The following is a 6,227-nucleotide window of genomic DNA, read 5'->3' on the forward strand; positions in this document are numbered from 1 at the left end:
ACCGATGTCAGTCGGGCAGGGTTACAGGTTTGAATCCTGTCGGGGTCACTAGATAAATAAAGAGTTCAGCGTTTAATAAAGTTGAGCTCTTTTTTTTTGTAACCATAAATGTAACTATATCTATTGTCATATAAGGGGCATAAATGCAACTGAAATAAGCACCTGTTCATTTTGTTTTCTTTTATTAATAAACATTTTTCTTTTTTCAGTCCTTAAACATACAGGGCATATTATAGGCTATCTACCAAGCAAAGATAATATTGTTTTAATATTTCCTTTTAAAAATATTAGCTATATGTTTTCTTTAATTTAAAATATTTGTATTTTTGAAAACCGTTTACAATCGCTTACAAATAGATTGTATACGGACATACTGCAACACAAATGTTGGCACCAAGTGTGACATACAGTGCAAATTGAAAATTAAAGTGAGAAAAAATAACAGATAAAAAAGAGCAAAATGACAAAAAACATTGAACCAAATCTAAAACCGATTAGCGGATACCTAAAACTTGGAAAATCCGAAAATTTTGTAATTCCAGAATATCAACGCAGTTATTCTTGGGGTATTTCACACTGTGATAAATTGTGGCAAGATATTGAAACATTTATTTCTTCAAACGCCAGTGACCCCTATTTTTTTGGTACAATCATAGTGGATTGCTCAAAACCCAATAGATTAAGTTTAATTGACGGACAGCAACGGACAACGACATTTTTGTTATTGCTTAAGGCTTTGTTGATAAGATTGAATTTTGTCATAATTGAAACTCCAAACGATGAAGATTCAGCTGCTTTGAAAGCTGGACTTATTGCAAAAAGGAATCTAATTATGAAAATTTTATATAAAGCCGAAGATGAAGAAATTCCTTTAATGTTGAAAGATAATACTAAGTCCCAAAACATAGTGATAATTGAAAACACCTCTATTAATGAGTTGCATTTAGAAGAAGTAAAGAAAATTATTGAAGCAACGGACTTTCATACTGCTGAGCAAAATGTTTATAAGATTCCGCGCAAGCAAAAGGACAATAAATACACTAATCACTTCCGTAATTTTAAATACTTCTACAACAAGTTACAAGAAAAAAGCGATGCCCAATTGAATCAATTTGCAAGAATATTTTTGGATAATTGCCAAGTAATTGAAATCAGAAGTTGGGATATAGAACAAGCAATCACAATGTTTAATTCTCTTAATTCTACTGGACTTCCTCTTGCAGATGCAGATATTATTTCGGCTTTACTATATTCAAAGTCAGGAGAAGACAGAAATGAATTTAAAGAGCAATGGGAAAGTATTAACAAATTGGCGTACGAATTAAACACCAAAAAAATTATTGACATCGACTCGGTATTACAACAATTTATGTATATCAATCGTGCCTTAAATAAGGAATATGTTACTACAAAAGGAGATGGTAAGGAATCAGTTGATGTAACTACTCCAGGTTTAAGAAAATATTACAAAGATGAAGATGATTTTGGCATTAAATCACCGAGAAATTTATTGCATAATCCTCTAGGGCTTTGCAAAAACTTGAATAAAATAACAAAGATATGGAATGTTGTAGAAGACTACCCAATTGTCAAATTACTTTTAAAGTGTAATGAAAATGCCAAGTTATTTTTATCAGGTTATTTGTATCGCTTTGATACGGAAGAAATTACAGAGGAGAATGTTTTGGATATATGTGAAATTCTATTGAGATTGTTTACAGTTTTAGAATTAAGCGATTCAGGATATTCAAGTGCTAAATTCAAATCTTTTTTGTTTGCTGAAAATATTAAATTGGTCGATAAAAACATTTCAATTGAAACAATTAAAAATAATTTTAACCAGCATATTAGCAGAAATTGGACTGAAGATAGCATAAAAGAATCCATTTTTGAATATGATAAAAACCTTCTTGTATTTATTAATGAATATGCTTTTTCAAAAAGTAAAAGTGTCAATTTTGATTTTGCAGAAAATGTAAATATTGAGCATATTATGCCTGCAAGTGGTCGAAATATTACCACAATACAAACAGATGCGGGTATTAATAACAAAGAAGAGTTTAATGGTATAGTAAACAAACTGGGTAATAAAATATTACTTGAGGAAGATATAAATAAGTCAATAGGTAGAGAATGGTTTAAAACAAAAAAGCAAAACTCTATTAAGGATAAATCAGGATACAAAGACAGTGGATATGCAATTGCACAAGCTCTGACTAAATATCCTAATGATACTTGGACAAAAGATGACATTGATAAAGCTACAAATAAAGCTGTTGAAAGAATTGTAAAGTTTATTTTTAATAAGTAATGACAAGCGAACACCAGCTGCCAACAGCAAGTTTGTATAACCGGCGGGTGATCAGGGATTAGACAGGTAAGACATGAGATGACAACCGAAATACTCAACCACAACAGCGGGAAATACCCAGCGGATATACAAACAGCAGCCCTTATGTATAACTTAATTAAAAAAATATGGAACCAATAAATTTTAAACGAGCATTCTATCTGAAACTTGGGGAACAAGGAAAATGGGAAGATGATTTGAAAAACGGAGACAAAGCGCGAATTGGATGGTCTGATATAGACATTAATGATATTCAAAAAAAAGACTGGGCGAAAATAAGATTGGAAATAGAAAAAGACTTTAAAATACGTGAAAAGAAGAATGGAGCAACACAAGATTTTAACGCGCTAAAATCATTTTGTGAAGCAACCGATGAGGACATTTTTATCACTTTTTTTGACGGGAAACTTTATTGGTGTGTTTTAGATAACACCATAATGCAACAAGATGAAAAATCAAAATTTCGGACAACGAAAATGAAGTGGACTTGTAACGCAATTGATGGGAAGATTCTTTATATCAATCAAATATCAGGAAGAATCTCCAAGACACAAGGATATAGAGCTACATTATGCAGTATTGAAGAAAAAGACACATTAAAACGAATTATTAATGCTGAAAAAAGCCCCATTATTGACCAAATTGAAAAGAAAAAAGCTGAGTTGTGCGATTTTATTCAGAAAGCATTTGCAGAGTTACATTGGAAAGATTTAGAAACTTTAGCAGATTTAATATTTAGACAAAGTGGTTGGCGAAGAATAAGTAGGCTTGGTGAAAAAATGAAATATGTAGACCTGGAATTAGAAGACCCGATAACAAAAGATTTATATCAGGTGCAAGTTAAGGCCTCTGCAGGGAAACAAGAATTTGAGGAATACGCTGAACAATTTACCGGGTTAGGTTATAAGGAATTATTTTTTGTTGTTTTTAAACCAGACCGTTCGTTACTTAAACTTCATAACTATCCGGAGAATGTTACATTATTAACAGGACAAGTACTTGCGGAATTAATTATAGATTTGGGCTTATTGAATTGGGTGACACAAAAGATAAATTAAAAGACGCTCCCTCTTAAAACTTCATATAACAATTAATTACTAATATCAATTCTTATTAGTCTCAATTTTTACAAAACTTATTAATCATATATTTGCTGAAAACTTATCAAATCAAATTATTAACTATACTATGACCAAAGAACAACAACGCGACGAGCTTCACCGTGCTATATGGCAAATTGCTAACGACCTGCGGGGTGCCGTGGATGGATGGGATTTCAAATCGTATGTACTGGGATTTCTGTTCCACCGCTTTATTTCGGAAAACCTCACCACCTTCCTCAACCGCGAAGAACACCGTGCCGGAAACAAAGATTTTGATTATGCTCAACTTCCGGATGCCGAAGCTGAATTTGGCCGCGCCGACACAGTGAAAGAAAAAGGTTTTTACATGCTGCCTTCCGATTTATTTGTCAACGTGTGCCGCAATGCCCGCAACAATCCCAACCTGAACGAAACCCTGAGCAATGTTTTTAAGAACATTGAAAACTCTGCCAAAGGTTTCGACAGCGAAGATGATCTGAAAGGCTTGTTCGACGATATAGACGTGAACAGCAACAAGCTGGGCGGTACCGTGATCAAGCGCAACGAACTCCTGGTGAAAATTCTCGAAGCGGTGAACGGGCTGCAATTGGGCAATTTCGAGGACAACACCATTGATGCCTTTGGCGATGCCTACGAGTTTCTGATGACCATGTATGCCAGCAATGCCGGCAAATCGGGCGGTGAGTTTTTCACCCCGCAGGAAGTGTCGGAATTGCTTGCCGAGATTACCGTGGTAGGCAAGAAAAGCGTGAACAAAGTGTACGACCCCGCCTGCGGATCGGGTTCGCTGCTGCTTAAATTTGCCAAAGTGCTCGGCAAGAACAATGTCCGTCAGGGGTTCTTCGGGCAGGAGATCAACATTACCACATACAACCTGTGCCGTATCAACATGTTTCTGCACGATATCAATTTCGAGAAATTCAACATAGCCAACGGCGATACCCTCACCGACCCGAAACACTGGGACGATGAACCTTTCGACTGCATTGTTTCCAATCCGCCTTACTCCACCAAGTGGGATGGCGACAATAATCCGCTGCTGATCAACGACCCCCGCTTTTCGCCTGCCGGTGTGCTGGCTCCCAAAAACAATGCCGACCTGGCGTTTACCATGCACATGCTTTCGTGGCTTTCCACTACCGGAACGGCTGCCATTGTAGAGTTTCCGGGTGTGCTGTACCGGGGCGGCGCCGAGCAGAAAATCCGCAAATACCTCGTGGATAACAACTACATTGATACCATTATTCAGCTGCCTGCCAACCTGTTTTTCGGGGTGGGAATTGCCACCTGCATTATTGTGCTGAAAAAGAGCAAGACCGACAACAAAACGCTGTTTATCAATGCTTCTGCCCAGTTTGTAAAAGCCGGAAACAAAAACAAGCTGACCGAAGAAAACCGGCTTGCTATTCTGAATGCATTCAAAGAGCGAAAGGACAATCCCTATTTCGCTGCCCTGGTGGATAATGCCGATGTAGCTGCCAACGACTACAACCTCTCGGTAACCAGCTACGTGGCGCAGGAAGATACCCGTGAACTGGTGGATATTACCGCACTGAATGCCGAAATAGCCGAACTGGTGGAACGCCAGAACCAGCTACGTACCGAAATTGATGCCATCGTTGCCGAACTGGAAGGAGCAGCATTATGAACAGAATTAAACAACTGATTGAAGAACTATGCCCGGAGGGGGTGGAGTTTAAGGAATTGGGGGAAGTCGCATATATTTTAAACGGTTATGCATTTAAAAGTAAACTATATAGTAAAGACGGAGTTCGTGTGATAAGAATTTCTGATGTTCAAAAGGGTCGAATATCAGGTGAAAGTTTAATATTTTATCCAATACAAACATTAAATGAAATTGAAAATTATTTATTATATGAAAATGATTTAGTCATGTCCTTGACTGGCAATGTTGGTCGTGTTGCAATTATTTCAAACAAACATCTACCTGCTGGATTAAATCAACGAGTAGCATGTATACGAGTAATAGATAATAACAAAGTATTAATTAGATTTTTATTTCACTTCTTTGATCAAAACGAATTTGAAAGGGATGCTATGAATTCATCGTCAGGGGCAGGCCAAAAGAATATGAGTACAATCTGGCTTTCAAATTATAAAATTCCCATCCCCCCTCTTCCCATACAGCAGGAAATAGTAAGGATCCTCGATACCTTTACCGCCTTAGATGGCTCACTGCAAGCCGAACTCGAAGCCCGCCGCAAACAATACGAACACTACCGCAACCAACTGTTGAATTTTGAAGGAAAGGAAGTGGAGTGGAAGACGTTGGGGGAAATAGGAAATATTCAAAGAGGAGTACGTGTGGTGCGAAATCAACTTTTAGAGAGCGGAAAATATCCTGTTTATCAAAATAGCATGAAACCATTAGGTTACTTTGATAAAAGTAATTATAAAGCTAATACTACTTTTATAATAAGTGCAGGAGCAGCAGGAGACATAGGTTATAGCGATGTTGACTTTTGGGCTGCTGATGATTGTTTCTTATGCTTATGCCCTGATAATCTAAATAGTAAATTTTTATATTATTTTTTACTTTGCAATCAAAACTACCTGTATTCAAGAGTAAGAAGAGCAAGCGTACCACGTTTATCACGTGAAGTGGTTGAAAAAATCAAAATCCCCCTTCCACCCCTTACGGAGCAGGAACGAATAGTAGGGATATTGGATAAATTTGATGCGTTGGTGTCTTCGACAGGCTCAGCCACCGGCGGAATACCTGCCGAAATAGCCGCCCGCCGGAAGCAGTACGA

At 37.0% G+C, this 6,227-nt stretch carries 4 protein-coding genes; all 4 read left to right on the top strand.

The features are described 5' to 3' along the window. Positions 1–460: 460 nt before the first annotated feature. Positions 461–2,311, top strand: a complete 1,851-nt coding sequence (locus PKK00_14940) for a DUF262 domain-containing protein (protein ID HNW99701.1) — start codon at positions 461–463, stop codon at positions 2,309–2,311. A gap of 167 nt (positions 2,312–2,478) precedes the next feature. Then, positions 2,479–3,408 (top strand): hypothetical protein, encoded by a 930-nt coding sequence (locus tag PKK00_14945; protein HNW99702.1) that lies wholly within the window; start codon positions 2,479–2,481, stop codon positions 3,406–3,408. A gap of 130 nt (positions 3,409–3,538) precedes the next feature. Next, a complete protein-coding gene (locus PKK00_14950) occupies positions 3,539–5,101 on the top strand; it encodes a type I restriction-modification system subunit M (protein HNW99703.1) in 1,563 nt (520 codons plus the stop codon). Beyond that, positions 5,098–6,227: restriction endonuclease subunit S (locus tag PKK00_14955; GenBank protein ID HNW99704.1), on the top strand; the 1,130-nt coding region annotated here is incomplete at its 3' end. The genes PKK00_14950 and PKK00_14955, both read left to right, overlap by 4 nt.

It is taken from the genome of Bacteroidales bacterium (assembly GCA_035353855.1).
GTDB lineage: Bacteria > Bacteroidota > Bacteroidia > Bacteroidales > CG2-30-32-10 > DAOQAK01.

Coding starts and splice junctions, on each gene's coding strand:
- PKK00_14950 (HNW99703.1), top strand. CDS start 3,539: ATGACCAAAGAACAACAACGCGACGAGCTTCACCGTGCTATATGGCAA.
- PKK00_14940 (HNW99701.1), top strand. CDS start 461: ATGACAAAAAACATTGAACCAAATCTAAAACCGATTAGCGGATACCTA.
- PKK00_14945 (HNW99702.1), top strand. CDS start 2,479: ATGGAACCAATAAATTTTAAACGAGCATTCTATCTGAAACTTGGGGAA.